Annotated in this window: 24 protein-coding genes and 9 tRNA genes; 25 read left to right on the forward strand and 8 right to left on the reverse strand. The window is 44.9% G+C overall.

Annotated elements, in window-relative coordinates:
- Positions 1-33: 33 nt before the first annotated feature.
- From kdsA to hemA, 6 genes are read right to left on the reverse strand one after another with little or no spacing between them, the layout of a single operon-like run.
- Positions 34-888 (reverse strand): 3-deoxy-8-phosphooctulonate synthase, encoded by an 855-nt coding sequence (gene kdsA / locus VTAP4600_RS06540; RefSeq protein WP_102522056.1) that lies wholly within the window; start codon positions 886-888, stop codon positions 34-36.
- A gap of 27 nt (positions 889-915) precedes the next feature.
- The gene (locus VTAP4600_RS06545) at positions 916-1725 is read right to left on the reverse strand and encodes a SirB1 family protein (protein ID WP_102522057.1); all 810 of its coding nucleotides are present in this window, start codon (positions 1723-1725) and stop codon (positions 916-918) included.
- Between the two features lie 3 nt (positions 1726-1728).
- Entirely contained in the window at positions 1729-2112 is a 384-nt protein-coding gene (locus VTAP4600_RS06550; protein WP_102522058.1) for a SirB2 family protein, read from the reverse strand.
- Between the two features lie 35 nt (positions 2113-2147).
- Positions 2148-3032 (reverse strand): peptide chain release factor N(5)-glutamine methyltransferase, encoded by an 885-nt coding sequence (gene prmC, locus VTAP4600_RS06555; RefSeq protein WP_102522059.1) that lies wholly within the window; start codon positions 3030-3032, stop codon positions 2148-2150.
- A 4-nt stretch (positions 3033-3036) separates the two neighbouring features.
- The gene (prfA, locus tag VTAP4600_RS06560) at positions 3037-4125 is read right to left on the reverse strand and encodes a peptide chain release factor 1 (protein WP_102522060.1); all 1089 of its coding nucleotides are present in this window, start codon (positions 4123-4125) and stop codon (positions 3037-3039) included.
- Positions 4126-4141: 16 nt separating this feature from the next.
- Positions 4142-5398, reverse strand: coding sequence for a glutamyl-tRNA reductase (gene hemA / locus VTAP4600_RS06565; RefSeq protein WP_102522061.1), 1257 nt, complete (start codon positions 5396-5398; stop codon positions 4142-4144).
- A gap of 143 nt (positions 5399-5541) precedes the next feature.
- Between hemA and lolB the strand changes: the two genes are divergently transcribed.
- From lolB to VTAP4600_RS06650, 16 genes are all read left to right on the forward strand, one after another.
- The gene (gene lolB, locus VTAP4600_RS06570) at positions 5542-6192 is read left to right on the forward strand and encodes a lipoprotein insertase outer membrane protein LolB (RefSeq protein WP_172443085.1); all 651 of its coding nucleotides are present in this window, start codon (positions 5542-5544) and stop codon (positions 6190-6192) included.
- Entirely contained in the window at positions 6189-7061 is an 873-nt protein-coding gene (gene ispE, locus VTAP4600_RS06575; RefSeq protein ID WP_102522063.1) for a 4-(cytidine 5'-diphospho)-2-C-methyl-D-erythritol kinase, read from the forward strand. Before lolB ends, ispE begins: the two co-directional genes overlap by 4 nt.
- A 28-nt stretch (positions 7062-7089) precedes the next feature.
- A complete protein-coding gene (locus tag VTAP4600_RS06580) occupies positions 7090-8034 on the forward strand; it encodes a ribose-phosphate pyrophosphokinase (RefSeq protein WP_102522064.1) in 945 nt (314 codons plus the stop codon).
- A 273-nt stretch (positions 8035-8307) separates the two neighbouring features.
- Positions 8308-9609 carry a Na+/H+ antiporter NhaC family protein gene (locus VTAP4600_RS06585; RefSeq protein WP_102522065.1) on the forward strand — a complete coding sequence of 434 codons (1302 nt, stop codon included), beginning with the start codon at positions 8308-8310 and terminating at the stop codon, positions 9607-9609.
- Between the two features lie 72 nt (positions 9610-9681).
- Positions 9682-10272 (forward strand): aminoacyl-tRNA hydrolase, encoded by a 591-nt coding sequence (gene pth, locus VTAP4600_RS06590; protein ID WP_102522066.1) that lies wholly within the window; start codon positions 9682-9684, stop codon positions 10270-10272.
- Between the two features lie 10 nt (positions 10273-10282).
- Positions 10283-11374 (forward strand): redox-regulated ATPase YchF, encoded by a 1092-nt coding sequence (gene ychF / locus VTAP4600_RS06595; RefSeq protein WP_102522067.1) that lies wholly within the window; start codon positions 10283-10285, stop codon positions 11372-11374.
- 282 nt (positions 11375-11656) lie between these two features.
- A tRNA-Met gene (locus VTAP4600_RS06605) sits at positions 11657-11733 on the forward strand.
- Between the two features lie 46 nt (positions 11734-11779).
- Positions 11780-11864 (forward strand) — tRNA-Leu (locus VTAP4600_RS06610).
- Between the two features lie 33 nt (positions 11865-11897).
- Positions 11898-11972: transfer RNA gene (locus VTAP4600_RS06615), tRNA-Gln, on the forward strand.
- A gap of 114 nt (positions 11973-12086) precedes the next feature.
- Positions 12087-12163 (forward strand) — tRNA-Met (locus VTAP4600_RS06620).
- A gap of 86 nt (positions 12164-12249) precedes the next feature.
- Positions 12250-12334: transfer RNA gene (locus VTAP4600_RS06625), tRNA-Leu, on the forward strand.
- A 29-nt stretch (positions 12335-12363) separates the two neighbouring features.
- A tRNA-Met gene (locus tag VTAP4600_RS06630) sits at positions 12364-12440 on the forward strand.
- Positions 12441-12550: 110 nt separating this feature from the next.
- Positions 12551-12635: transfer RNA gene (locus VTAP4600_RS06635), tRNA-Leu, on the forward strand.
- Between the two features lie 80 nt (positions 12636-12715).
- Positions 12716-12790, forward strand: a tRNA-Gln gene (locus tag VTAP4600_RS06640).
- Positions 12791-12903: 113 nt separating this feature from the next.
- A tRNA-Leu gene (locus VTAP4600_RS06645) sits at positions 12904-12988 on the forward strand.
- A 205-nt stretch (positions 12989-13193) separates the two neighbouring features.
- Entirely contained in the window at positions 13194-14267 is a 1074-nt protein-coding gene (locus tag VTAP4600_RS06650; RefSeq protein WP_102522069.1) for a lactonase family protein, read from the forward strand.
- 76 nt (positions 14268-14343) lie between these two features.
- Here the strand turns inward: VTAP4600_RS06650 and VTAP4600_RS06655 are convergent, their stop codons facing one another.
- The gene (locus VTAP4600_RS06655; RefSeq protein ID WP_102522070.1) at positions 14344-15501 is read right to left on the reverse strand and encodes a 2-octaprenyl-3-methyl-6-methoxy-1,4-benzoquinol hydroxylase; all 1158 of its coding nucleotides are present in this window, start codon (positions 15499-15501) and stop codon (positions 14344-14346) included.
- Between the two features lie 260 nt (positions 15502-15761).
- On the opposite strand from VTAP4600_RS06655, the gene miaB reads away from it, so the two are divergent.
- The 5 genes from miaB to lnt all read left to right on the forward strand — a co-directional run bounded on the left by miaB (position 15762) and on the right by lnt (position 21492).
- Complete coding sequence (miaB, locus tag VTAP4600_RS06660; RefSeq protein WP_102522071.1) at positions 15762-17186, forward strand: tRNA (N6-isopentenyl adenosine(37)-C2)-methylthiotransferase MiaB; 1425 nt, start codon at positions 15762-15764, stop codon at positions 17184-17186.
- A 147-nt stretch (positions 17187-17333) separates the two neighbouring features.
- Positions 17334-18422, forward strand: a complete 1089-nt coding sequence (locus VTAP4600_RS06665; RefSeq protein ID WP_102522072.1) for a PhoH family protein — start codon at positions 17334-17336, stop codon at positions 18420-18422.
- A complete protein-coding gene (ybeY, locus tag VTAP4600_RS06670; protein WP_102522073.1) occupies positions 18423-18887 on the forward strand; it encodes an rRNA maturation RNase YbeY in 465 nt (154 codons plus the stop codon).
- 133 nt (positions 18888-19020) lie between these two features.
- Entirely contained in the window at positions 19021-19911 is an 891-nt protein-coding gene (corC, locus tag VTAP4600_RS06675; protein ID WP_102522074.1) for a CNNM family magnesium/cobalt transport protein CorC, read from the forward strand.
- A gap of 60 nt (positions 19912-19971) precedes the next feature.
- Positions 19972-21492 (forward strand): apolipoprotein N-acyltransferase, encoded by a 1521-nt coding sequence (lnt, locus tag VTAP4600_RS06680; RefSeq protein WP_102522075.1) that lies wholly within the window; start codon positions 19972-19974, stop codon positions 21490-21492.
- A gap of 112 nt (positions 21493-21604) precedes the next feature.
- On the opposite strand, the gene VTAP4600_RS06685 is transcribed toward lnt, so the two are convergent.
- Entirely contained in the window at positions 21605-22078 is a 474-nt protein-coding gene (locus tag VTAP4600_RS06685) for a zinc ribbon-containing protein (RefSeq protein ID WP_102522076.1), read from the reverse strand.
- 116 nt (positions 22079-22194) lie between these two features.
- Between VTAP4600_RS06685 and leuS the strand changes: the two genes are divergently transcribed.
- From leuS to rsfS, 4 genes are all read left to right on the forward strand, one after another.
- Positions 22195-24771, forward strand: coding sequence for a leucine--tRNA ligase (gene leuS, locus VTAP4600_RS06690; RefSeq protein ID WP_102522077.1), 2577 nt, complete (start codon positions 22195-22197; stop codon positions 24769-24771).
- A 152-nt stretch (positions 24772-24923) separates the two neighbouring features.
- Positions 24924-25502, forward strand: a complete 579-nt coding sequence (locus tag VTAP4600_RS06695; RefSeq protein ID WP_102522078.1) for an LPS-assembly lipoprotein LptE — start codon at positions 24924-24926, stop codon at positions 25500-25502.
- Positions 25503-25504: 2 nt separating this feature from the next.
- On the forward strand, positions 25505-26521 hold the full coding sequence (holA, locus tag VTAP4600_RS06700; protein ID WP_102522079.1) for a DNA polymerase III subunit delta: 1017 nt from the start codon (positions 25505-25507) through the stop codon (positions 26519-26521).
- Between the two features lie 60 nt (positions 26522-26581).
- Positions 26582-26899 carry a ribosome silencing factor gene (gene rsfS / locus VTAP4600_RS06705; RefSeq protein WP_102522080.1) on the forward strand — a complete coding sequence of 106 codons (318 nt, stop codon included), beginning with the start codon at positions 26582-26584 and terminating at the stop codon, positions 26897-26899.

The following is a 26899-nucleotide window of genomic DNA, read 5'->3' on the forward strand; positions in this document are numbered from 1 at the left end:
AAAGTGTATAGCGGCTTTTTTATCGACTTCGGATTACTTAATATCGATATGCTCAAAGCCTTTGATGAGGTCATCCAGTGATTTCATCTGAGCCAAGAAAGGCTCAAGTTTGTCTAGTGGTAACGCCGATGGGCCATCACAAAGTGCTTTTTCTGGGTTCGGGTGCGCTTCGATAAATAAACCGGCGATACCCGTCGCTAGCCCAGCTTTTGCAAGCTCTACCGTTTGTTCACGGCGGCCGCCAGATGCCGCGCCCGATGGGTCACGCATTTGCAGTGAGTGAGTCACATCAAAAATGATTGGGCTTCCGTTAGATACCTTCTTCATAACTCCAAAACCAAGCATATCCACAACGAGATTGTCATAACCCATGCAAGCACCACGCTCACAAAGAATGATGTTCTCGTTGCCACACTCTGCGAATTTATCAACGATGTTACCGACTTGGTTCGGGCTCATGAACTGAGGTTTTTTCACGTTGATTACAGCACCCGTCTTCGCCATTGCTTCAACCAAATCAGTTTGGCGAGCAAGGAAAGCCGGAAGCTGAATTACATCAACGACTTCAGCAACGGTTTTCGCTTGTTCTTCGTTATGAATATCAGTGATGATTTTCACACCAAACGTGTCTTTCAGTTCTTGGAAGATCTTCAGACCCGCTTCCATACCAGGACCGCGGTAAGAATTGATGGATGAACGGTTCGCTTTATCAAAAGAGGCTTTAAACACGTAAGGAATACCCAGCTTTTCCGTAACCTTTACGTAATGCTCACAGATCTGCATAGCAAGATCGCGAGACTCAAGAACGTTCATTCCAGCAAATAAAGTAAATGGCTTATCGTTAGCAACAGGAATATTGCCTATTTGAACCGTTTTCTGTTCCATCATCTTCTCTCTATTCTTATCTCAACCCAATTAATGGATTGTAATTGAAGTTTTGTTCATATTGTTAACTTGAGCTTTCAACAACTCTGCCGCGGGATCATCGGGACACTGGTCAATAAAGAACTGGTAATCCGTTGCTGCTATTTGATGGCAATCTAGCTGTTGATAAATAAACCCACGGTCGCGAATTTCATACGGGTCGTCTGGAACAAAGGTCAGTGCCAAGTCAGTACAAGCAAGAGCCAAAGTATAGCGTTCTTCTCTTAACAGCGCCCCTTTAGCCAATGCGAGCCAGCGTCCAATCACCGTTGGATTATCTGCAGTAGCTAAGTGCTCAGGTTGCAGTTTTGCCAATGGGCCATCATGACCGATCAGCCACGCCAGCAACATTTGCTCACCTACATACTCGCCAGTAAATGGGTTGATGTATTGTGGGCGTTCGTTAAACCACGTCACTTTAACCAAAAACTGCGTAGGAAAAGTCACCCCTTCGATCGGGAACCCTAACTTACGTCCAAAATATAACAATAATGCGCCCAAGCTTACTGGAATGCCTTTACGGCGTTCTAACACTTTATCAATGAAAGCATTTTCAGATGAAAAGTAAGCTTCGTTGTCCCCTGTGAACTTCCATTCATGGTAGAACAGTCGTAAAAAAGACTCGAATTTCTGTTGCTCATTCGACTCAATGCTAAGCGTTTGCTCCGCATCTTCTAACAAACGTTGTAACTCAGCTTTCGCCCATTGGTTTTGTGTTTCAGGATTGATCGCAGAGTTTAAAGCCAATGCGCCTTCCACAAGTTCCATGTTGTCGAAGTCTTCGTCAAACAAATTCAACATAATTTACCCTAAGAAAGTAGGCACTTTGGTCATTGCTATTTTGCCTGCCATTGCAAGCCAACCAAGTGCACCAAAGAATGCAAAACCTCTCAGCAGCTGGTTTTTACCATAATGCAAAGCAAAGAAACCCAGTGCGATATAAGCCATAACGCAAGTAAGCTTTTCAGTTAACCAAACCGCTGAAGGTGTGAATGGGATGAATCCTGTCAACATAATGAGTGCGATACCGGAAAGTAATAAAACGGCATCGTTAATATGCGGGACTCGTTTAAGGAATTCAGATTCGAGCTTTGGTGATTTAGCGACCATCAAAGCATAACGAATAACAAAAAGTATAACGCTGAGAGCAATCGTCAGCATATGAAAATGTTTTAGAGCTGCGTACATGGATGTTCTGCTTCTAGTTATTAGGGTCTATTGACCTAGTTAGTATAACGCCCCAGTGTGACTCGGTCGTTTCCAGCATAATCTTGAGCTGTTTCGACATCTGTGTATCCGAAACTCTGCATCATTTCACGTACAGCTTGTCCTTGCTCAAAACCATGTTCCATTAGTAACCAACCAGCTTCGACAAGAAACTGACGGCCATGGTTTGCGATATACGTAAGGTCAGCCATACCTTTTTCCTCAGCAACCAAAGCTGATAAGGGTTCGAAGCGGACATCACCTTGCACTAAATGAGGATCGTCTTTTTCTATATAAGGTGGATTACTGACAATACATGCAAACTTTGTTCCGTCTTCTAAGGGTGTAAACCAACTTCCCTGTAAAAAACGGCTATTTGTTAGTGCTAATCTCTTAGCATTCTCACAGGCTAAGGCCTGAGCTTCAGGTCGAATATCAATACCTGTCAATGAATGATTCGGTAACTCTGATGCCAGCGCCAAAGCAATGGCGCCAGTACCCGTACCAAGATCCAATATACGACAAGGCTTCGTTGGTATTTTGTCTAACGCCAACTCAACCAAACGCTCTGTATCGGGCCTTGGTATCAAGGTAGAAGGCTCTACCTTTAATGGCAAAGACCAAAATTCTCGCTCACCTAAGATATAAGCGACAGGTTCACCTTGTTTACGTCTTGCCATGACAGTTTCAAAGTCAGCTAACTGCTCTTTTGTCAGTTCACGCTCTGGCCAAGTAAGTAAGTAACTTCTTGGTTTATCCAATACGTGGCAAAGAAGAACCGCGGCATCAAGTGAAGGTGAGTCACTGCCACTCGCCAGTAATTCAATACTCGCGCTTTTCAGTTGCGCCTCTATCGAAAGAAGAGGCACAGAGTCTGTTTCTGACGGTGAATGTTCGAACATATAATTAGTTATGCTCTGAAAGTGCAGCCAGTTGATCCGCTTGGTGCTCAGTCATTACTGGGTCAACCAAACATTGTAGATCCCCTTCCATCACTTCGTTTAGACGGTAAAGCGTCAAGTTGATGCGATGATCGGATACACGGCCTTGTGGGTAGTTGTAAGTACGAATACGGTCACTACGGTCACCTGAACCTAATAGGTTACGACGAGTATCAGACACTTCAGCCGCACGTCTTGCTTCTTCCGCTTGTGTAATTCGAGCGGCAAGTACTGCCATCGCTTTCGCTTTGTTCTTATGTTGTGAACGCTCATCTTGACACTCAACAACGGTACCGGTTGGTAAGTGAGTAATACGAATTGCAGAATCGGTGGTGTTAACGTGCTGACCACCCGCGCCTGACGCACGGAAAGTATCAATTTTTAAATCGCCCGCTTTGATTTCTGGAATCTCTGCTTCTGGGATTTCAGCCATCACAGCAACAGTACATGCTGAAGTGTGTACACGACCTTGAGATTCAGTTTCTGGCACTCGCTGAACACGGTGGCCGCCTGACTCAAATTTCAAAATACCGTAAGCGCCATCACCGCTGACTTTTGCGATCATTTCTTTAAAGCCACCTTGCTCTGAAACATTCGAGCTCATGACTTCAACACGCCAACCTTTTTTCTCTGCGTACTTACTGTACAAGCGGAAAAGGTTACCAGCGAAAATGCCCGCTTCATCACCACCAGCACCCGCACGGATTTCTAAGAAGCAGTTGCGATCATCGTTAGGATCTTTTGGAAGCAAGAGAATTTGCAGATCAGCAGTCAACTTTTCAATGTTAGCTTTTGATTCTTTAATTTCTTCTTGCGCCATTTCACGCATTTCTGCGTCGTCTTCTTTGGCCATTTCCTCAGCCGCAACCAAGTCTTCTTGAGCTTGTTCGTAAGCTTGAAAGCACTGAGTTAGCTCTTCCAGTTGAGAATATTCTTTAGAAAGCGCGCGAAACTTGTTTTGATCGCCGATAACGCCTGGATCACCAAGTAAATGCTGCACTTCTTCATAACGCTCAACCAGCGTTTGAAGTTTGGTCAAAATAGAAGGATTCATAATTTTCTTTATTTAGTTACGAGTCTTCGAGGCCGAGACTCTGTCTGATGACGGTTAATTTTGCAGGTTCACCTTGCTCTGCGGCACTTTGCAGCGCACGAGTCGGAGCATGGATCAATTTGTTGGTCAGCTTATTACTAAGCTCTACCAGAATTTTGCTTGGATCAGCACCTGCCTCTAGAGATTGTAGACTTTTCGTCAACAGATCTTCACGAATTTGGTTGGCAGAGTACCGATAGTCTCGAATGCTGTCTACTGCTTGTAGTGAACGGAGCCAACTCATGAAGGCTGCACTCTCTTCAGAAACGATGGCTTCCGCTTGAATCGCTTCTACTTTTCGCTGCTCTATATTACGGTCAACGATGGATTGCAAATCATCTACGGTATACAGATAGGCGTCGTTTAATTCGCTCACTTGTGATTCCACATCCCTTGGTACCGCGATATCAACCAGTAAAATAGGTTGATGCTTTCTGGCCTTCAACGCTGTTTCTACCATTCCTTTACCAATGATAGGCAGTGGGCTTGCGGTAGAACTGATGACAATATCTGCGCGATGAAGGTGATCGGGTATTTCAGGTAAGCTGATGACGGTCGCGCCAAATTGTTCTGCCAGCCCTAACGCTCTTTCTTTGGTTCGATTGGCAACAATCATTTCTTTACAACCATGACCATCTAAGTGCTTAGCAACCAGCTCTATGGTCTCGCCCGCACCTACCAAAAGAATGGTGGTATCTTCAATAGATTCGAATATTTGTTTGGCGAGCGTACACGCAGCGTAAGCAACAGAAACGGCGTTACCACCAATTTCAGTTTCGGTTCTGACCCGCTTTGCTACAGAGAAAGCTTTTTGAAACAGCTTTTCCATCGCGGCATCCACCGCTTTATGTTCTCTTGCATCTGAAAAAGATTGTTTCACTTGCCCTAAAATTTGTGGCTCACCTAACACCAGCGAATCCAAACCACACGATACACGCATCAAATGCTTTATGGCCGCTTGCTCTTCATGGATGTAAAGGCTAGACATGAGATCTTCTGGTTTCACATTGTGAAACTGTGTCAACCAGTCAATTAACCGCCCTTTACCTTCTTGCTTTACATTGCAATACAGCTCAGTTCGATTACAAGTTGAAAGTATAACCCCACCTTTTACATGGTTATTTGCTGCGAATTCTTTTAGAGCTTTTGTAAGCTTATCTGGTGAAAAGGCGACTTTTTCGCGCAAATCAACCGAAGCGGTATTGTGATTGATACCTATAGCAAGCAAAGACATGTAATGAGCGTTCTCTGTCCAGAGTGGTGTAAGACCGGGAATTTTACTTTATGGGAGAGCCTATTTAAAGAGGGGATTTTCTGAGTTCGTGATTTCAATGCTATAGTAAGCCACATTATTGGTATTTTGAGGTTTGAATTCGGGTGTTTCATATTCTTTCCAACGCATTTAATTGGCGAAAAAAGACACAATGGTTAACTTTATTTGTGTGTGGTTCTTTTTTAATCGGTTGTAGCTCAGTACCTCAAGCGCCGTTGCACAGCGTAGAATGGCAAAGTCATCAACAGCAACTCACTGACCTTTCGTACTATACCTTATCTGGAAAAATGGCTTATATCGGTGCTGACGACCGCCAAAGCCTTAATTTTTACTGGAAACGCACTCCAGCGAATACCCAATTAACGCTAACAACCTTCTTGGGGCAAACAGCGTTGGATTTAACCTTTACCAACATGGGCGCTAAAGTCGTCACTTATGATGGCCGCACTTTTACCCACCCAAACGCTAATATGTTAGTAAAAAAGCTCACCGGCTTAAGCATTCCGGTCAAAGAACTTTCCGATTGGGTTAAAGGTATGCCCACCAATGCCGATCACTACACCGTGAGTAACCTTAATACGTTAGCAACGCTTGAAAAAAATGTAACAGGTCAAGACTGGGCTATTCAGTTTGATCGTTATCGAGATCAAATCTCAGAAAACAACGTAAATTACGTGTTGCCCAGCAGTATTAACATGACCCACGACGACACCAGAATTAAACTGTCAATTTCAAAATGGCTGATAAACCAATGATCACAGACGCAACCTCTTGGCCCTCCCCTGCCAAGCTGAATTTATTTTTATACATTACCGGCCAAAGACCCAATGGTTATCACGACCTACAAACCCTATTCCAATTCATTGATTACGGCGACGAGCTAACGATTCAAGCCAATACCAGCGGCAGCATTACCATTTCACCAGCCATTGAAGGTGTAGAGCTCGAAGACAATCTCATTTGGAAAGCGGCAACGGCATTGCAACAAAAAAGTGACGTCGGCTTTGGAGCCCACATTGAGCTCAAAAAAATACTTCCCATGGGTGGTGGCATTGGCGGCGGTTCTTCAAACGCAGCCACAGCTTTAGTCGCACTTAACTTTTTATGGCAAACCAAATTAAGCGACGATGAGTTAGCAGAAATCGGTTTAGCCTTGGGGGCAGACGTCCCTGTTTTTGTAAAAGGCTTCGCCGCATTCGCGGAAGGTGTCGGTGAAAAGTTGGTCCCGGTGTCACCAAAACAGAACTGGTATTTGGTGATTAGACCCAATGTCGGAATATCTACCGCAGAAATTTTTTCTCATCCTGAATTGACCAGAAACACAGTAAAACGAGAGCTGGCAACGCTTTTAGACTCCCCTTACGAAAACGATTGCGAAAAAATAGTTAGAATCCTCTATTCGGAGGTTGATAAGCAACTTTCATGGCTGCTACAATACGCGCCGTCAAGATTGACGGGTACGGGTTCCTGCGTTTTTGCTGAATTTCACAGTAAACAAGCAGCAGAATCGGTACTCTCTCAGTTGCCAAACGATACCCATGCGTTTGTTGCTGAAGGCGTAAATCTTTCGCCTTTAAACCAAAGATTGACTGAGCTTGAATCAGTCTACTCACTATCTAAATAAAACTGGACGCAAACCCGAGGTTTCCACCGTGCCTGATATGAAGCTATTTGCTGGTAACGCAACACCTGAACTAGCCCAACGCATTGCAGATCGTCTATACATCTCTCTAGGAGACGCTACTGTTTCTCGTTTTTCTGATGGCGAAGTCGCTGTTCAAATCAACGAAAACGTTCGTGGTAGTGATGTATTCATCATCCAATCAACTTGTGCACCAACCAATGACAACCTAATGGAATTGGTGGTAATGATTGACGCAATGCGCCGTGCTTCAGCGGGCCGTATTACTGCTGTTATTCCTTACTTTGGTTACGCTCGTCAAGATCGTCGTGTACGTTCTGCTCGTGTGCCAATTACTGCGAAAGTTGTCGCTGACTTCCTTTCTAACGTTGGCGTTGACCGCGTATTAACGATTGATCTACACGCAGAGCAAATCCAAGGCTTCTTCGATGTACCAGTAGACAACATCTTCGGTACTCCGGTACTGCTTGAAGATATGCGTGCTCGTGGCCTAGAAGATCCTGTTGTGGTATCTCCTGACCTAGGCGGTGTTGTTCGTGCTCGCGCTACTGCAAAAGCACTAGACGACACAGATATCGCTATCGTTGATAAGCGTCGCCCACGTGCTAACGTTTCTGAAGTAATGAACCTAATCGGTGATGTTGAAGGTCGCGACTGTGTGATCGTTGATGACATGATTGATACGGGTGGCACACTGTGTAAAGCAGCAGAAGCTCTGAAAGAGCGTGGCGCTAAGCGTGTATTCGCTTACGCAACTCACGCGGTTTTCTCTGGTACTGCAGCAGAAAACATCAAGAACTCTGTACTTGACCAAGTGATCATCACTGACTCAATTCAGCTTTCTGATGAAATGGCTGCAACAGGTAAAGTTACTCAACTAACTCTATCTAGCATGCTTGCAGAAGCTATTCGTCGCATCAGCAACGAAGAATCTATCTCAGCAATGTTCAGCTAAGAGACATTTTCTGCGCGCAGATTACTGCGTCAGTAAATCGAAATATCGAATACCCTGCCTCGGCGGGGTATTTTTTTTGGTTTTAGGCGGAAGGCGGAGATTTTTAACAACCGATCTCCCCTTGTCACGAATTCCTCATCTCTATGCGCTTTTTCTTTTTCAGCCCTATGCCTCTTGCCTTACGCCTTACCAGCCGTATAGCCATCTAGACGTTGACACTCCTAAACAAAATCCGTACTCTTAGCGCCAATTTCCGCTATTGAGTAATTTGTCATGTCGACACCATCCATCAAAGCTCTTGTCCCTTTAGCTATCTTCCTTGCCTTATTCATTGGTGTGGGAAGCTATTTGACACTGCAAGGTGTGGAGTTTGCTTTTTATCAACTACCTGCGCCGATTGCCGCATTGCCTGCTGTGATTGTCGCTATCTTGATGAGCAAAGAGTCGATCAATAAAGCCATTGAGCAGTTCATTCGTGGCATTGGCCACAGTGACATCATTGCTATGTGCATGATCTACTTATTGGCGGGCGCCTTTGCATCTGTAGCCAAAGCAACAGGCGGGGTCGATGCAACGGTAAACCTTGGGTTATCATTGTTGCCACCGAGCTTAATATTGCCTGGCATGTTTGTGATAGCGGCTTTTATAGCGACCGCGATGGGCACATCAATGGGCACCATTGCCGCTTTAGCACCGGTCGCCCTTGGGGTCGCTGATGCAGCAAATATCGATCCTGCTATTGCGGCAGGTGCCGTTTTAAGCGGCGCGATGTTTGGTGATAACTTATCGATCATTTCAGACACCACAATTGCAGCAACTCGCTCGCAAGGCTGCGAAATGAAGGACAAGTTCAAAGAAAACATCACTATCGCGCTACCAGCTGCCATCGTTTCATTGATCCTATTTGGCTTTCTTAGCACGCCAAGCACCGCTCCGATCGTATCTGATTTTAATTGGATCAACGTATTGCCCTATATCAGCATCCTTATTCTTGCGATTGCAGGCATTAACGTGTTTGCCGTTTTAACGATAGGAACTTTGATGGCAGGTGTCATTGGTTTGAATACAACGAGCGATTACAACCTCACGCAATACGGGCAAGATATCTACACTGGCTTTGGCAATATGCAGGAAATATTTCTTCTTTCCATGTTAATTGGTGGTTTGAGTGAGTTAATGAAGCAGCAAGGCGGCTTGGCGTACATCACCAACAAACTCAGCAAGGCGCTTAGAAATAGCAGTCAAAAAAGCGGAGAATTTGGTATCGCTTTACTTGTCAGCTTAGTCAATTGCTGTACGGCTAATAATACTGTCTCGATTTTAGTTTCAGGCAGTATTGCCAAAGATCTGGCACAAAAACACGGCATTAGTGCCAAACGCTCGGCCAGCCTATTGGATATATTTTCGTGCATTATGCAGGGAGTTTTACCTTATGGCGCACAAGTCTTATTAATTGGCTCAATTCTTCAATTGTCGCCTTTAGAAGTCACAACACACTCCTATTATTGCTACGCTTTAGCCATCAGTGCGATTGCGACCGTGCTACTGAAAAAGACAAAACAACCCCGTCATTAGGATGCTGTCGCCCGATAGCACAGAAGTGTGCTATCATACCGCGCTTTTTGAGATTCCAGAGAGATCCTTACCTTGAGTCAACAGATTAAACTGCTCGTTGGGCTAGCAAATCCAGGCCCTGAATACGCTAGAACTCGCCATAATGCAGGTGCATGGGCGGTAGAAGAACTTGCCCGTGTTCATAATATTACATTGAAAAATGAAGCGAAGTATTTTGGGCAAACGGGCCGTATCATGGTCAATGGTCAAGATCTCCGTTTACTGATCCCATCAACGTTCATGAATTTATCAGGTAAATCGGTAGCCGCTATTGCGAAATTCTACCAAATTAAACCTGAAGAAATCATGGTCGCACATGATGAATTAGACATGCCCCCAGGTGTGGCTAAATTTAAAAAAGGTGGCGGTCATGGTGGTCACAATGGACTGCGTGACATCATCAGTAAAATGGGAAACAACAAAGAATTTTACCGCTTGAGGATTGGCATAGGCCATCCCGGGCACAAAGATAGAGTCGCGGGTTACGTCCTTGGTAAAGCTCCAGCTAAAGAGCAGGAGTGCCTAGACGCGGCAGTCGATGAGTCTGTACGCTGTCTCGATATATTACTTAAAGATGGCTTAACCAAAGCGCAAAATCGCTTACACACGTTCAAAGCAGAATAAGGTCTAAATCATGGGTTTTAAATGTGGCATCGTTGGCCTACCAAACGTTGGTAAATCAACTCTGTTTAACGCACTAACAAAAGCTGGTATCGAAGCGGCTAACTTCCCTTTCTGTACTATCGAACCAAACACAGGTGTTGTTCCTGTACCTGATCTTCGTCTTGACGCACTTGCAGAGATTGTAAATCCGCAACGCATCTTGCCGACAACAATGGAATTTGTTGATATCGCAGGTTTGGTTGCTGGCGCATCAAAAGGTGAAGGTTTAGGTAACAAATTCCTAGCTAACATCCGTGAAACTGACGCTATCGGTCATGTAGTACGCTGTTTTGAAAACGAAAACATCATCCACGTTGCAGGTAAGATCTCTCCTATCGAAGACATCGAAACCATCAACCTAGAACTAGCACTTGCTGATCTAGATTCGTGTGAACGTGCTATTTTCCGCCAAGCTAAGAAAGCAAAAGGCGGCGACAAAGACGCTAAGTTCGAAACAGCCGTACTTGAAAAGCTGCTTCCGGTACTAACGGAAGGCGGAATGGCTCGTACTATTGAGCTATCAAAAGAAGAATTAGCCGCGGTTGATTACCTAAACTTCTTAACGCTTAAGCCAACAATGTACATTGCTAACGTTAACGAAGATGGCTTCGAAGACAACCCGTACCTTGATCTTGTGCGCGACTATGCAGCAAAAGAGAATAACGTTGTTGTACCTGTATGTGCTGCAATTGAATCTGAGCTTTCAGAACTTGACGACGAAGATCGTGAAGAATTCCTAGCAGACATGGGCATCGAAGAACCAGGCCTAAACCGTGTAATCCGTTCTGGCTACGAATTGCTAACACTTCAAACCTACTTTACTGCAGGTGTTAAAGAAGTACGTGCATGGACGATCCCAATTGGTGCAACCGCTCCTCAATCTGCAGGTAAGATCCACACAGATTTCGAGAAAGGCTTCATCCGAGCGGAAGTTGTTGGTTACGATGACTTCATCCAGTTCCGTGGTGAAAGCGGTGCTAAAGAAGCCGGTAAATGGCGTCTAGAAGGCAAAGATTACATCGTAAAAGATGGTGATGTGGTTCATTTCCGTTTCAACGTATAAAAATCAATTGCTTTAACTGTTCAAAAAGCCAACAAATGTGTTGGCTTTTCTTTTATTTGAAACCAACCGCATTTGCCTGTTTCTATTTTAATTAAAGGCTGCATGGCATTTTGACGTCCATTTTTGATCACAAATACGTCTCTTTGATTAAAAAAAACTCGAACGATTCTAAAATCGAAATTTATTCAAAAAAACTGTTGACGCATTTCGGTCAGATCCGCATAATGCGCTCCGTTCACAACGACAAGGCAACTTATCGAAGTGAGCAACAATTTGGAAAATGGCTACTTAGCTCAGTTGGTTAGAGCACATCACTCATAATGATGGGGTCGCAGGTTCGAATCCCGCAGTAGCCACCATTTCCTAAACGCTTTTTAACGAAAGTTTTTAGGAAAGAAAAAGAATGCGGTCGTGGCGGAATTGGTAGACGCACCAGATTTAGGTTCTGGCGCCGCAAGGTGTGAGAGTTCAAGTCTCTCCGACCGCACCATTCTTTTTAGAACATCGCGGAGATGTTCATTGTTGGGCTATCGCCAAGCGGTAAGGCACTGGCTTTTGATGCCAGCATTCCCTGGTTCGAATCCAGGTAGCCCAGCCAACATTCGTGATAATCGATGCTTAATTGAGCGATTATTACTAACAGTGAAAATTCTTGAAAAAGAGTATGGCACTGTCGGCGAGATTGTATTATATTGTTTCGCTCCAAAAAGATGGCTACTTAGCTCAGTTGGTTAGAGCACATCACTCATAATGATGGGGTCGCAGGTTCGAATCCCGCAGTAGCCACCATACAACGTCTGGTTGATTTACCAATCATCGACCAAGACTATACTCTTGCTAAGAGACTCTCTTTCATTAGAGATAAAAAAAGCACCGCGGTCGTGGCGGAATTGGTAGACGCACCAGATTTAGGTTCTGGCGCCGCAAGGTGTGAGAGTTCAAGTCTCTCCGACCGCACCATATTTTAAAATAGTGTGTAAACATTATTTGGCTACTTAGCTCAGTTGGTTAGAGCACATCACTCATAATGATGGGGTCGCAGGTTCGAATCCCGCAGTAGCCACCATATTTAAACTCTTTGTTTAGAAGTACTAAAAGCGAAATGCTAAGTACTAAATTGAAGAGCACAACGTTAACTAGGCCTCACCAATCAGCCTGTTAACTACAAAGTTTGCTGCGGTCGTGGCGGAATTGGTAGACGCACCAGATTTAGGTTCTGGCGCCGCAAGGTGTGAGAGTTCAAGTCTCTCCGACCGCACCATCATTCTTGATGTTGATTTATCAGCATGTTCAAGAGCAGTGTGATTACTGTAAGTTTTAAGACTTTAAATAAATCTTTGTTGGGCTATCGCCAAGCGGTAAGGCACTGGCTTTTGATGCCAGCATTCCCTGGTTCGAATCCAGGTAGCCCAGCCACAATTTGAAACTCTTTGTTTAGAAGTACTAAAAGCGAGATGCTAAGTACTAAGAATTAAGAGCACAACGTTAACGAGGCCTCACCAATCAGCCTGTTAACTACAAAGTTTGCTGCGGTCGTGGCGGAATTGGTAGACGCACCAGATTTAGGTTCTGGCGCCGCAAGGTGTGAGAGTTCAAGTCTCTCCGACCGCACCATTATTTCTCTTGAAATATAGAGACGAAAGAAACCCAGTATTTTTATACTGGGTTTTCTTTTATCTGAAGTTTAACAATAGGTTTCTAAACCACGGCTTCTTCTTAGAATTGCAGCCCATATCACTAATTTAATCAAACTTCCCTCTCTTCAAGTTCATTCGTTTATTACACAATAACAGTCACTTATTTTTTGACTGTGGATCTCATGAATACACTACCTGTTTTCGTTGGCTGCTATACCGACAACAATTCAAGCCAAGGGCTATACCAATTTCAACTAAATGTGGTCACAGGAGAAATGGAAGCTCTCAATCTTTATGTCGAAGCAACCAACCCATCATTTACTTGCACTACAAACAATGGCTGCTACCTAAGTAGCGAAGTCCAAGCATCTGAATCACCATCATTACGATTCGTTCCTCACTCAGAATCTGAGATTCCAGTACCTAGAAATCAGCGCCCTAATGCCATCATCCCCGGTGATCACCCTTGCCATATCACCATTAGCCCCGATCAACGGCTCGCGATCACCTCTCAATATTCATCGGGTAGTTTTAATATTTTCACACTCAGCCAATCAGGACACATAGAAGCATCAGTGGCGACATTGCAGCACCAAGGCTCTGGGCCAAATAAAGACCGACAAACCCAAGCTCATGCACATCAGGCCGTATTTTTGAAACATTCTCGCCAATTCGCGACCGTTGACCTTGGTTCTGATGAAATTTGTTTGTATCAGTACTCTGAATCTCAGCCATTCGATGAGACATCAGTAACATGCATACATAAAATCAACGCACCAGCAGGAAGTGGCCCAAGACATCTCGTCTTTAGTCACAATGAAGATTATTGCTATGTCGTGTGTGAATTGAGTGAAACCGTATTGGTATTGGCACAAGAACTAAACGCGGCACAAGATGTGAGTTGGAAGATAATCCAAGAAATAGATATTCTACCTGAAGAAGAAAAAGGCGAAGCGGCGGCTGCGATCAAATTATCTCCTGATGGACGGTTCATTTATGTCTCTGGGCGTCATCAATCAAAAATAAGCTGGTTCTCTATTGATGAGCAAACCAATGAACTCAGCTATATCGATAACATCCCCACTCATGGTCATTTTCCACGTGACTTCAGTATTACACCAGATGGGCAGTGGTTAATTGCGGCTAATCAGCACTCAAACAACATCATCAGTTACGCTCGAGATCGAGAGTCTGGCAAGTTAAAAGCCACAGGCTTCGAGCTCAAGATAGACGCTCCTGTTTGCGTCGCGCTGTAATTAGTTCATATTCATAAAAAAAGGAGAGCTATCATTAGCTCTCCTTTTCAACATCCTTGGCTTATCTAGGGTTGTGTTACAACCCTAACGCATATTTCAAAACCTGTTGTTTTACGGGACCCGTTTGATCAGCCAACTTTAAAATAGCATTTCGTGCGAATTTGAGTGGTGCTAAATCGTTACTGAACCCTTTATAGAAAACGTCCATCCCCGATTGCATGATCAAATTGTCGCAACGACGTGTACGTTGATATTGGTTCATCGCCTGAGCCGTTAGCCCTTTTTCTTCTACTGCTGCCAATAGTGCAGCAACATCTTTAAAGCCAAGGTTAACCCCCTGCCCTGCTAGCGGGTTAATGGTATGCGCCGCATCGCCAACCAAAACGCAGTGGTGTGCGACATAAGTTTGTGCATGACGACGAGTCAGTGGAAACGCACCAGCCTGCAATACTTCAATATCCCCCAACTCTTGAGGAAAACATTTAAGGATCTCATCCCGGAGTTTTTCAGGCTCTAAATTGACCAACTGACGAATGCGAGTTGGATTGTCATACCACACGAGCGATCCTTGATGACCACAAAGGGGTAAAAACGAGCGAGGGCCTGTTGGTGTAAATTGCTGCCAAGTGATGTCTTGTTGTGCCAACTCTGTTTTAACATTCACCAACATACAATGTTGACGATAGTCCCAAGCGGTAACGCCAATTCCCGCCAACTCGCGAACCTTAGAGTTCGCACCATCTGCACCCAAGACCCATTGAGCTCCAATGCTCTGTCCTGAGTCTAAATGCAACGTATTACCTTCATCGCCAAAGTCCATTGAAGTCATCGAGTCTGGGCAAAACGTCACGAGGTTTGAATAGTGAGAAAATTCTTGCCATAAGCCTAGCTGAATTAGGCGGTTTTCAACAATGAAACCCAATTGATCTAACTGTAGAGATTCGGCACTAAAACGCGTTCTGCATTCTGGATGTTCCCACGTTTCTAACCGACGGTAAGGACACACTCGCATCCCTTTAGTGTGGGGCCAACTGTCTAATTGACTAAGTAAATCAACCGATGTTTGAGAGATAGCAGAAACACGGATATCCATCGGTTGTTCCGATGAGAAAGCGCTTGGAGCAAAGCCTTCAATTAACGCGACTTGCTTACCTTGTTTAGCAAAGCCAACGGCCAATGCGGCACCGACCATACCGCCACCAACAATGGCGACCTCAAACTGCTGATTATCCATACTTCCACAACCTTGATTACTCGACTGTTTTTTATTGTACTCACTCCACTTTTATTTGCGAATAAAAATCCCTCTAGACCTTTTAACAAACATGAAGCGACGGGTTCAACAATGATTCGAACCATGTGAAATAAGAAGATTGATCGGATTGCTAGTCAGGCGGTTTCTAAACCAGTACAATACGCCGCTTGCCGCTATGAGCGGAGAAACACTGGGCGATTTGCTCCCTTAAATTAAACTAACGACCGAGCGAACATAAAATGAGTAAGAAACTGCTAATAAAAACTTGGGGCTGCCAGATGAACGAATACGATTCGTCGAAAATGGCTGACCTGCTAAATGCTGCAAATGGCTATGAGCTAACTGAAGTACCTGAGGAAGCAGACGTACTACTCTTAAATACCTGTTCAATCCGCGAAAAAGCGCAAGAAAAAGTATTCCACCAGCTTGGTCGTTGGAAAAGACTGAAAGATAAAAAACCAGGCGTTGTGATTGGCGTCGGTGGCTGTGTTGCGACTCAAGAAGGCGACCATATCCGTAAACGTGCACCATTTGTTGACGTGATCTTTGGCCCACAGACACTGCACCGTTTGCCACAGATGATCAAATCATCAAGCGACAACGAAGCGCCGGTTATGGATATCTCTTTCCCTGAAATCGAAAAGTTCGACAATTTACCTGAACCTCGCGCAGAAGGGGCAACCGCATTCGTGTCGATCATGGAAGGTTGTTCTAAATACTGTACGTACTGTGTAGTGCCTTACACTCGAGGTGAAGAAGTAAGCCGCCCGATGGATGACGTCTTATTTGAAGTCGCTCAGCTCGCAGAACAAGGTGTACGTGAAGTTAACCTGCTAGGCCAGAACGTAAACGCATTCCGTGGACCAACTCACGATGGCGAGATTTGTAGCTTTGCCGAGTTGTTGCGTATGGTCGCTTCTATCGATGGTATTGACCGTATTCGCTTTACCACAAGCCACCCATTAGAGTTCACTGACGACATCATTGAAGTTTATGAAGATACTCCAGAGCTTGTAAGCTTCTTGCACTTGCCAGTACAGTCTGGTTCTGACCGCATTCTTACTATGATGAAGCGCCCGCACACCGCGATCGAATACAAATCTATCATTCGTAAGCTTCGTAAAGCACGACCAGACATTCAGATCAGTTCCGATTTCATTGTTGCGTTCCCAGGTGAAAGTGACAAAGATTTCCAAGATACAATGAAACTGATTAAAGAAGTGGATTTTGATATGAGCTTTAGCTTCGTATTCTCTCCTCGTCCGGGCACGCCTGCTGCAGATTACCCTTGTGATTTGAGCGAGCAAACTAAAAAAGACCGTTTGTACGAACTTCAGCAACAAGTAAACAGCCAAGCAATGCGCTTCTCTCGCATCATGTTAGGCACAGAACAACGCGTATTGGTTGAAGGTCCTTCGAAAAAGAACCTAATGGAATTGCGTGCACGTACCGAAAATAACCGCGTTGTAAACTTTGAGGGCTCTGCAGACCTCATTGGCCAATTCGTTGACGTGAAAATCGTCGACGTGTTTACTAACTCATTACGTGGCGAGCTTATCCGCACCGAGAAAGACATGGATCTACGTATTGTGATGTCACCAACTCAAATGATGGCAAAAACACGCAGAGAAGATGAGCTAGGTGTTGCAACCTTCACGCCTTAGTGTCTAAATAAAGACTAATATTAAAGAGCCCGGTTTTTAATCGGGCTCTTTTGAATCCGAACACCAACAGCAACCGGAATGCATTCATGTTACCTCGACGTCGTAACGCATCGATTCCGTGCTGGTTTGCCAATAAGTGAGGCTACATTGAGCAATAAAATCATTACTTTAGAAATCGATTTAGAACCTTCTGATAACCAGCGTCTTGCGAGCTTATGCGGCCCATTTGATGACAACATCAAACAAATTGAACGTCGCCTAGGTGTTGAAATTAACCACCGCAGCAACGCCTTCTCTATCGTAGGTCAACCACACACATCTGCGGCGGCTCTGGAAATATTAAAAACACTGTACGTAAATACTGCGCCTGTTCGTGGCAACATCCCAGACATCGAGCCCGAAGACATTCATTTAGCGATTAAAGAAACAGGGGCACTTGAACAAATAACAAGTGCCGACTTCCAACCCGGAAAAGAAGTCTTCGTTCGTACTAAAAAAGGCATTATCAAGCCTCGTACGCCTAACCAAAGCCAATACCTGGTCAATATGGTTACGCATGACATTAGCTTCGGTATTGGCCCGGCTGGTACAGGTAAAACCTACTTAGCTGTTGCTGCAGCAGTAGACGCACTAGAGCGCCAAGAGATTCGCCGCATATTGCTTACTCGCCCAGCCGTTGAAGCCGGCGAAAAACTCGGTTTTCTACCGGGTGACTTAAGCCAAAAAGTAGACCCATATTTACGCCCTCTTTACGATGCATTATTCGAAATGCTTGGCTTTGAGCGCGTAGAGAAACTCATTGAGCGTAACGTCATCGAAGTTGCACCGCTTGCGTACATGCGTGGTCGCACACTCAACGATGCCTTTATCATTTTAGATGAAAGCCAAAACACCACCGTTGAACAAATGAAAATGTTCCTAACGCGTATCGGCTTTAACTCGCGTGCGGTGATCACCGGTGACGTAACCCAAATCGATTTACCTCGTGGGGCTAAATCGGGTCTAAGACACGCGATTGAAGTACTCAGCGATGTTGATGAAATCAGCTTTAACTTCTTCCAAGCCGACGACGTGGTTCGCCACCCCGTGGTCGCTCGCATTGTTACTGCGTATGAGAAGTGGGAAGCAAAAGACTCTAAAGAACGCAAAGAGCGCGAACGTCAACGTCGTGAAGAATACGCCCAAAAACAAGTTGAAACCACGCAACCAAGCACAACTACATCAGGTAACGAATAAATGACTATCGAACTTGATCTGCAACTTGCTGTCGAAACTGAAAGTGGCTTGCCAAGTGAGCAAGACTTTCAACAATGGTTAACAAAAGCGGTAAGCTTGTTTCAAGCGCAAGCTGAAGTCACCATTCGTATTGTTGACGAGAAAGAAAGTCACCAACTGAATCACGAGTACCGTGGGAAAGACAAACCAACCAATGTGTTGTCTTTTCCATTTGAAGCACCACCGGGTATGGAGATCGACCTATTAGGTGATCTTATCATTTGCCGTCAAGTTGTCGAAAGTGAAGCAAAAGAGCAGAATAAAACCCTGCAATCACATTGGGCGCATATGGTTGTACATGGCAGCTTGCATCTGTTAGGTTATGATCATATTGATGACGATGAAGCCGACGAAATGGAAGCTCTCGAAACAGAAATTATGCAATCTATGGGCTTCGAAGACCCGTACATCGCAGAAAAACAATAATAGTAGTCTTGCTTTAGCCTTTAGCCTTTAGCCTTTAGCCTTTAGCCTTTAGCCTTTAGCCTTTAGCCTTTAGCCTTTAGCCTACTATAAAGTGTGCTATCACACATTTGATAGCGTTAACGACAGAGAACCAATGAACGCCGATAATCAACCTCCTCCCTCGGAAGGAAAAACTGAAGGTCCGAGTAGAAAGTCCTTCTTTGAACGCCTAGGTCAACTTTTTCAAGGTGATCCAAAAGATCGCCAAGAACTTGTAGATGTCATCCGTGACTCAGAAATTAATGACCTGATAGACCACGACACTCGCGACATGCTCGAAGGTGTAATGGAAATCTCAGAGATGCGTGTACGTGACATTATGCTGCCACGCTCTCAAATGGTTACCGTTGAAAGAACCGATGATTTAGATGCACTGGTTGCACTTCTCACCGACGCTCAACACTCTCGCTACCCAGTAATTAGCGAAGATAAAGACCATGTAGAAGGCATTCTATTAGCGAAGGACCTACTTAAATACTTAGGATCAGACAGCGCCGATTTTGATATCGAGCAAGTTATCCGCCAAGCTGTTGTCGTCCCTGAGAGTAAGCGAGTCGATCGCCTACTAAAAGAGTTCCGAGAAGAACGCTATCACATGGCCATCGTAGTTGATGAATTTGGTGGCGTTTCAGGCTTAGTCACCATCGAAGATATCCTCGAAGAAATTGTAGGGGAAATTGAAGATGAATTTGATGACGAAGAAGAAGTCGATATTCGCAAACTAAGTAAACACACGTTTGCGGTCAAAGCCCTGACAACAATTGAAGAATTCAACGACACCTTTGGTACTACCTTCAGCGACAATGAAGTAGATACGGTCGGTGGCATGGTCATGACCAGCTTTGGTCACTTACCATCGCGTGGTGAAATAGTCGAAATAGACGGCTATAACTTCAAAGTAACCGCGGCAGACAATCGTCGAGTCGTACAACTTCAAGTGACGATTCCAGATAGCCAGCCTCTTCCAGTAACGGAAGAAGAGTAAAGTATTCACTCCTAGCGCGACAGCCGTGCTAGGAGCTGAATTAACGAAAAGAATAGACAGATGATACAGAAATGGATTCATCGCCTGTGGCGGCCTTTAGTGGCCGTTTTTATTGGCGCCTCAACTACCCTTGCTTTTGCTCCTTATCAAATGTGGCTATTCGCCCTTCTTAGCCCAACAGTATTATTACTGCTACTAAACCAAGCGAAAACTAAGCAAGCCTTAGCGATTGGTTACGCATGGGGCTTCGGTCAATTCGCTACCGGGATCAGCTGGGTACATGTCAGTATTGATAACTTTGGTGGCATGCCCAAGCCGGTAAGCGTATTGCTCATGACCGGGCTTGTTGGCTATCTCGCGATTTATCCCGCTATTTTTGCTGGCGCTCTAAATCGTTGGTTTAATAAAACCAACTGGCTTCGCTTGCTCGTCGCAGCTCCGGCTTTATGGTTGATCTCAGAATGGTTGCGTGGCTGGGTAATGACTGGCTTCCCATGGTTGACCTTAGGCTACAGCCAAATTGATGGGCCACTCTCGAGTTTTGCACCTGTTGGTGGCGTCGATTTAATTTCTTACGCACTGTTACTTATTAGCGGTGCTATCGCTCTTGCACTACTTGAAAGAAAAGTATCCTATCTAGCCATGCCTGCTGCGTTATTTGCATTAGCTGGCGGGCTTCAATCCGTGCAATGGGTAAAAGAAGATCCGCAAAGTGAAACTTTGGTTGCGCTTATTCAAGGAAATATCGCTCAGGATTTAAAGTGGCTGCCTAGTCAACGCTGGCCCACACTCATGCGTTACACTGATCTCAGCCGAGAAAATTGGGACGCAGACATCATCATTTGGCCTGAAGCCGCCATTCCTGCATTTGAACGAGAGCTTCCTTCGTTTTTGCACAACCTCGATTCTGCGGCAAAGATGAATCACACGGCACTGATCACGGGCGTTGTCACCCAACCCAAACGGGATCAGTATTACAACAGTATTATCTCTTTGGGCAGTAACGAGCATGGTGAGTACAACTACGACACTCAACCTCGCTACAACAAGCATCACTTATTGCCTTTTGGTGAGTTCGTACCGTTTGAGTCAATACTAAGACCACTGGCTCCGTTCTTTAACTTGCCAATGTCCTCTTTTAGTCGTGGGGATTTTGTGCAAACCAATATTGAAGCTAACGGTCGCCACCTGGCACCGGCTCTTTGTTATGAAATCATTTTTAACGAACAGGTTAGGCAAAATATTACCGAACAAACTGATTTTATCTTAACGCTCTCCAATGACGCTTGGTTTGGCCGTTCAATTGGGCCGCTTCAACACATGGAAATAGCAAGAATGCGTGCATTGGAGTTAGGTAAGCCCGTGATCCGCACCACCAACAATGGTGTAACCGCGATTACGGATTATCAAGGAAAAATCATCAGTGAAGTACCACAGTTTGAAACCCAAGTACTTAAAACCACCGTTACATCCACAACAGGCATGACCCCCTATAGACATGTAGGTACGTGGCCTTTGTATATTTTGGTTGCGCTGAGTTTAATCTTTGGACAACTAGCGAATTCGAGAACTAGAAACTAGAAACTAGAAACGATAAAAACCAAGGCAAAGACAAGTCATCACGATATGATGACTTTTTGCCCTTTCTGCACTCTAGTGAGCAAAACGAGTTTTACACTCTGCTCTTACACTCTTACGGTTTCAACGCCTGACGAGTAAACGCATTATTACCACACTTACTGCAAGCTTCTATGCTGGTTGGATGGGTATATCGCGTTTTGTGGTTACACTTGTCACACACCAAATAGCCCAAACCAATCACATCCCCGACTTGATACAAACCTCGGTGCTCTAAATCAAGGAAAAGCTCTTGCCATTCCACTTGGGTCTTGTCTGTGATATCGAGCAAACCTTGCCAAATTGAGTCTGACAACATCAAATAAAACGGGCTGTTATCCTTATCTTGTTGATAGTTATCTGCGAACTCTTTTAAATCAGACTTCACATAGGCAGATATTAATGCCATCTCATCTTTGGTCATATCACTGGCCGCAGACACCACTTCCGCCGACGTATCCACTGCCCGCTCTAACTCTTCAGGGCTGTGTTTTAGTGTATCGACGACACCTTCTAGCATCTCTTCGTAACTGGCTTTACGCTTAGGCATTAAACACCTCCGTGCATTGGCTATTGTTGACTGTCTCTCCTTTATGTATTCTATGCTGATCAAAACGAATCTGATCTAACCGATCTCACAAATTCCAAGATAACCGGATATCATCGATGCAAGAGCAATATAACCCGCAAGAAATTGAACAAAAAGTTCAAGAGCACTGGGATAACAACGAAACTTTCGTTGTTACTGAAGACTCAACGAAAGAAAAATTTTACTGCCTGTCTATGTTCCCGTACCCAAGTGGTCGACTGCACATGGGTCACGTACGTAACTACACCATCGGTGATGTGGTATCTCGCTTCCAACGTCTGCAAGGCAAAAACGTTATGCAGCCTATCGGTTGGGATGCATTCGGCCTGCCCGCGGAAAACGCAGCAGTTAAAAACAACACGGCACCTGCACCGTGGACATACGAAAACATCGAATACATGAAAAACCAGCTTAAGCTATTAGGCTTTGGTTACGATTGGAAACGTGAGTTCGCAACTTGTACACCTGAGTACTACCGTTGGGAGCAAGAATTCTTTACTAAGCTTTACGAAAAAGGCCTAGTGTACAAAAAGACATCTTCTGTTAACTGGTGCCCGAATGACCAAACTGTACTTGCTAACGAACAAGTAGAAGACGGTTGCTGCTGGCGTTGTGACACCCCTGTTGAACAAAAGAAGATTCCACAGTGGTTCATTAAGATCACAGAATACGCACAAGAGCTTCTAGATGATCTAGATAACCTTGAAGGTTGGCCTGAAATGGTGAAAACCATGCAGCGTAACTGGATTGGTCGCTCAGAAGGTGTTGAACTGTCTTTTGCCGTTAACGGTGAAGAAGCCCCACTTGAAGTCTACACCACACGTCCAGACACGCTAATGGGCATGACTTACGTAGGTATTGCAGCAGGTCACCCTCTTGCCGAGAAAGCCTCTAAGAACAACCCTGAGCTTGCAGCATTTGTTGACGAATGCCGTAACACCAAAGTTGCTGAAGCCGAACTTGCGACAATGGAAAAGAAAGGCATGGATACTGGCTTGACTGCTATCCACCCTCTTAATGGTCGTGAAGTGCCAATCTTCGTTGCTAACTTCGTATTGATGGATTATGGCACAGGCGCTGTTATGGCGGTTCCTGCACATGACCAACGTGACTACGAGTTCGCAACTAAGTACAAACTAGACATCGTTCCTGTCATCAAACCTGAAGACGGCAGCGAGCTTGACGTTTCTGAAGTGGCTTACACTGAGAAAGGCGTATTGTTTGATTCTGGTGAGTTTGACGGCCTAGCGTTCCAAGACGCATTCGATGCTATCTCAGCTAAATTAGAAGCAGAAGGCAAAGGCAAGAAAACGGTTAACTTCCGTCTACGTGACTGGGGTGTTTCTCGTCAACGTTACTGGGGTGCGCCAATCCCTATGGTAACAACAGCTGATGGTGAAGTTCACCCTGTTCCTGCTGACCAACTACCGGTTATTCTACCAGAAGACGTCGTCATGGACGGCGTAACCAGCCCGATAAAAGCAGACAAATCTTGGGCTGAAACCACCTTCAATGGTGAACCAGCACTGCGTGAAACCGATACTTTCGATACCTTTATGGAGTCGTCTTGGTACTACGCTCGTTACTGTTCACCACAAGCTGACGACATCCTAGATCCTGCAAAAGCGAACTACTGGTTACCGGTTGATCAGTACGTAGGGGGTATCGAGCACGCTTGTATGCACCTATTGTACTCTCGTTTCTTCCATAAACTACTACGTGATGCTGGCTACGTAACGTCTGACGAACCGTTCAAGCAACTTCTTTGTCAAGGTATGGTGTTGGCTGATGCCTTCTACCACACTAACGAGAAAGGCACCAAAGAGTGGGTTGCACCTACTGACGTGACGATTGAACGCGATGCAAAAGGCCGCATTGAAACAGCCGTTGATGATCAAGGTCGTAACGTTGAGCACTCAGGCATGATCAAAATGTCTAAGTCTAAAAACAACGGCATCGACCCACAAGAAATGGTCGACAAATACGGTGCAGATACCGTTCGTCTATTCATGATGTTTGCTTCTCCAGCCGACATGACATTGGAATGGCAAGAATCTGGCGTTGAAGGGGCTAACCGCTTCCTAAAACGCGTTTGGAAACTGGTTCACACCCATGCTTCAAAAGGTGCTGCCGAAGCCGTTGACGTAACCGCTCTTTCTGGTGATCAAAAAGCACTTCGCCGTGACGTACACAAAACTATTGCTAAAGTAACGGATGATATTGGCCGTCGCCAAACATTCAACACAGCGATTGCTGCGATCATGGAACTGATGAACAAGCTTGCTAAAGCGCCGCAAGAGTCTGCACAAGATCGCGCGATTCTTGATGAAGCTCTTAAAGCCGTTGTTCGTATGCTTTACCCAATGACGCCTCATATCTCTTACGAAATGTGGATTGCATTAGGTGAGTCTAATGTCGACTCAGCAACATGGCCTACTTTCGACGAAAAAGCATTAGTTGAAGACGAAAAGACTATCGTTGTAATGATCAACGGTAAACTTCGTGCGAAACTAACCGTTGCTGCAGATGCGACTGAAGAACAGGTACGTGAACTTGGTCTGAATGACGAGAACGCAATTAAGTTCCTAGACGGATTAACTATCCGTAAAGTGATCTACGTACCAGGAAAACTTCTGAACATCGTAGCCAACTAGTCATAATTAAGCTGAGCTGACTGAAACTATTTCATCGCTTAGTTATCCAATAAAACAGGGTGAGTGATCACCCTGTTTATTTGGTTTTTATCAGTGCTTTTCTATAGAGTACTTATCAAAGCCTATTTTGCTAATTCCAAGGGAGTTCTTTAGTGAACCGTCTTTTTATCTCGCCATCTGTTCGTTTATTTATCGTCGCATCGCTTGCAGTGCTTACTACCGCCTGCGGTTTCAATTTCCGTGGTACGTACTTATTGCCAGACGAAGTGTCTCGTTTGTCCTTCACAAGTTACGATTCATACAGTGCGTTAACCCGTTACGTACGTACCGAGCTACACATGAACGGTGTAGACATGGTTTCACCTTCTGAAAACACGCCTAATCTGCACCTTATTAGCGGTTCTTCAGAAGAGCGTACGTTATCGCTATATCAAAACAGCCGAGCGGCAGAATACGAGCTAACCTATACCGCAACATTTAGAGTCACCATTCCTGATGTAGGCGCCCAAACGTATTCCACCACAGTTAACCGCAGTTATCTTGATAACCCGTTAACGGCTCTAGCAAAATCTGAAGAAAAAGAAATGATTCTGGATGAAATGGAAAAGCTCGCAGCCCGCCAGATCTTACGTCAAATGGCTCGCTTAAAAGCCGCGCTCGAAAAAGAAGAGCAACTCATTGATGAAGGCGTAAGCCAGAGCACTGAGACGAAATTGGAAGAGTCGCAATAGTCATGCGCATTTTTGCTGACAAGTTACCAGAACACCTGGAGCGCCAACTCTTTCCTGTTTATTTGATCATTGGCAGTGAACCTCTACTGATCCACGAAAGCAGACAAGCGATCCAGAAAAAAGCCGAAAAATCCGGCTTTGAAGAAAAACACCGATTCACATTAGATGCGCAACTAGATTGGAATCAAGTCTACGATTGTTGCCAAGCTCTAAGCTTATTTTCTGCTCGTCAAATAATAGAGCTAGAAGTGCCTGAGTCTGGCCTTCCAGCTGGCGCTGCCAAAGAACTGACGCAGCTATCAAGTGTGCTAAACCCAGATATATTGCTGATCTTTATTGGCCAGAAAATCACTCGCCAACAAGAGAGCAGCAAATGGTTTAAGTCCCTTGCTGCGAATGCCGCAATCGTTAACTGCCTAACGCCAGACATCAATCGCCTGCCTCAATTTGTTTTGCAGCGTTGCCGCGCACTCAATTTAGTGGCGGATGCACAAGCCACACAAATGCTGGCACAATGGCATGAAGGCAACCTATTAGCACTCTCGCAAAGTTTAGAAAAGTTGGCGCTCATTTATCCCGATGGCCAACTTACCTTAGTTCGAGTTGAAGAAGCCTTAAGTCGACATAACCATTTCACTCCATTTCAATGGGTCGATGCTTTGTTGGCAGGACAAAGTAAACGCGCACAACGAATATTACGCCAACTGGAATCGGAAGGTGTCGAAGCCATTATTATGCTTCGAACCATCCAAAAAGAACTGCTGCTGTTATTAGAAATGCACAGCGAAATGACGCATCAGCCCATCAGCCGAATTTTCGAAACTCGCCGTATTTGGCAAAATAAGCGCCCCTTGTACAACTCCGCTATTGGCCGACTTACGCCAACTAAGTTAGCGCAGTTATTATCACTGATAACCCGGGCTGAAATAGAAAGTAAAACAAGCTATGGTTCAGTTTGGCCATTACTTGCACAGTTATCGCTTGAGTGTTGCGCACCTGATGCACTCATTCCTAGCTGATCGAAAAAGCGTGCTATACTCCTGCCCGCTTTAATTTGACTAATTTTTGAGGAAACTACCTTGCAACTTGAACAACTGAAAGACTTTTTAGCTGACAAAGCTGACGACATGAAAGCAGAAAACATCGTAACGATTGACGTACAAGGCAAATCATCAGTAACGGATTACATGATTGTTTGTACCGGTACTTCAAAACGTCATGTTGTTTCTATTGCTGATCACGTATCACGCGAAGCGAAAAAAGCCGGCCTAGAACCTCTAGGTGTTGACGGTGAACAAGAAGGCGAATGGGTTGTTGTTGATCTTGGCTCTACCATAATTCACGTAATGCAAGATACGCATCGCGAACTGTACCAACTAGAAAAACTGTGGAGCTAA

The organism is Vibrio tapetis subsp. tapetis, from assembly GCF_900233005.1.
Classification (GTDB): Bacteria; Pseudomonadota; Gammaproteobacteria; order Enterobacterales; family Vibrionaceae; genus Vibrio; species Vibrio tapetis.

Bases quoted from the DNA above. Each gene is read 5' to 3' on its own strand.
- holA (WP_102522079.1), top strand. From the start codon at position 25,505: ATGCGCATTTTTGCTGACAAGTTACCAGAACACCTGGAGCGCCAACTC.
- ybeY (WP_102522073.1), top strand. From the start codon at position 18,423: ATGACTATCGAACTTGATCTGCAACTTGCTGTCGAAACTGAAAGTGGC.
- lnt (WP_102522075.1), top strand. From the start codon at position 19,972: ATGATACAGAAATGGATTCATCGCCTGTGGCGGCCTTTAGTGGCCGTT.
- VTAP4600_RS06655 (WP_102522070.1), bottom strand. From the start codon at position 15,501: ATGGATAATCAGCAGTTTGAGGTCGCCATTGTTGGTGGCGGTATGGTC.
- ispE (WP_102522063.1), top strand. From the start codon at position 6,189: ATGATCACAGACGCAACCTCTTGGCCCTCCCCTGCCAAGCTGAATTTA.
- hemA (WP_102522061.1), bottom strand. From the start codon at position 5,398: ATGTCTTTGCTTGCTATAGGTATCAATCACAATACCGCTTCGGTTGAT.
- VTAP4600_RS06685 (WP_102522076.1), bottom strand. From the start codon at position 22,078: ATGCCTAAGCGTAAAGCCAGTTACGAAGAGATGCTAGAAGGTGTCGTC.
- miaB (WP_102522071.1), top strand. From the start codon at position 15,762: ATGAGTAAGAAACTGCTAATAAAAACTTGGGGCTGCCAGATGAACGAA.
- ychF (WP_102522067.1), top strand. From the start codon at position 10,283: ATGGGTTTTAAATGTGGCATCGTTGGCCTACCAAACGTTGGTAAATCA.
- corC (WP_102522074.1), top strand. From the start codon at position 19,021: ATGAACGCCGATAATCAACCTCCTCCCTCGGAAGGAAAAACTGAAGGT.
- VTAP4600_RS06550 (WP_102522058.1), bottom strand. From the start codon at position 2,112: ATGTACGCAGCTCTAAAACATTTTCATATGCTGACGATTGCTCTCAGC.
- VTAP4600_RS06585 (WP_102522065.1), top strand. From the start codon at position 8,308: ATGTCGACACCATCCATCAAAGCTCTTGTCCCTTTAGCTATCTTCCTT.
- VTAP4600_RS06545 (WP_102522057.1), bottom strand. From the start codon at position 1,725: ATGTTGAATTTGTTTGACGAAGACTTCGACAACATGGAACTTGTGGAA.
- VTAP4600_RS06650 (WP_102522069.1), top strand. From the start codon at position 13,194: ATGAATACACTACCTGTTTTCGTTGGCTGCTATACCGACAACAATTCA.
- leuS (WP_102522077.1), top strand. From the start codon at position 22,195: ATGCAAGAGCAATATAACCCGCAAGAAATTGAACAAAAAGTTCAAGAG.
- prfA (WP_102522060.1), bottom strand. From the start codon at position 4,125: ATGAATCCTTCTATTTTGACCAAACTTCAAACGCTGGTTGAGCGTTAT.
- prmC (WP_102522059.1), bottom strand. From the start codon at position 3,032: ATGTTCGAACATTCACCGTCAGAAACAGACTCTGTGCCTCTTCTTTCG.
- kdsA (WP_102522056.1), bottom strand. From the start codon at position 888: ATGATGGAACAGAAAACGGTTCAAATAGGCAATATTCCTGTTGCTAAC.